This window comes from Pseudomonas sp. K5002, from assembly GCF_013386655.1.
Classification (GTDB): Bacteria; Pseudomonadota; Gammaproteobacteria; order Pseudomonadales; family Pseudomonadaceae; genus Aquipseudomonas.
Window position 1 is genome coordinate 1 of the sequence record NZ_JACARK010000989.1, and the last position, 554, is coordinate 554.

1 protein-coding gene is annotated in these 554 nt (G+C 66.6%); it reads left to right on the forward strand.

The window, feature by feature from the left end; genetic code table 11:
* A partial coding sequence (locus HX846_RS32230) for a 2-oxo acid dehydrogenase subunit E2 (RefSeq protein ID WP_178966952.1) occupies nucleotides 1-554 on the forward strand: 554 nt, incomplete at both ends.

The following is a 554-nucleotide window of genomic DNA, read 5'->3' on the forward strand; positions in this document are numbered from 1 at the left end:
GCAAGCGCCCGTGGCCCGCGAGGCCGATGACCGCCCGCTGGCCTCCCCGGCCGTGCGCAAACATGCGCTGGATGCTGGCATCCAGCTACGACTGGTCCAGGGCTCAGGCCCGGCCGGCCGGATTCTGCATGAAGATCTGGACGCTTACTTGCTCCAGGGTCCGGCGAAAAATTCCGGGGCCTCCAACCCGTTCGCCGAACGCAACGACGAGCAGCAAATCCCGGTGATCGGCATGCGCCGCAAGATCGCCCAGCGCATGCAGGACGCCACCCGGCGCGCCGCGCATTTCAGCTATGTGGAAGAGATCGACGTCACGGCCCTCGATGAGTTGCGCGTGCACCTCAACGAGAAACACGGCGCTACCCGCGGCAAGCTGACGCTGCTGCCGTTCCTGGTGCGGGCCATGGTCGTCGCATTGCGCGACTATCCGCAGATCAACGCGCGTTATGACGACGAAGCCCAGGTCATCACCCGCCTCGGCGCGGTGCATGTGGGTGTCGCCACCCAGAGCGATGTCGGCCTGATGGTGCCGGTGGTGCGTCACGCCGAAGCCC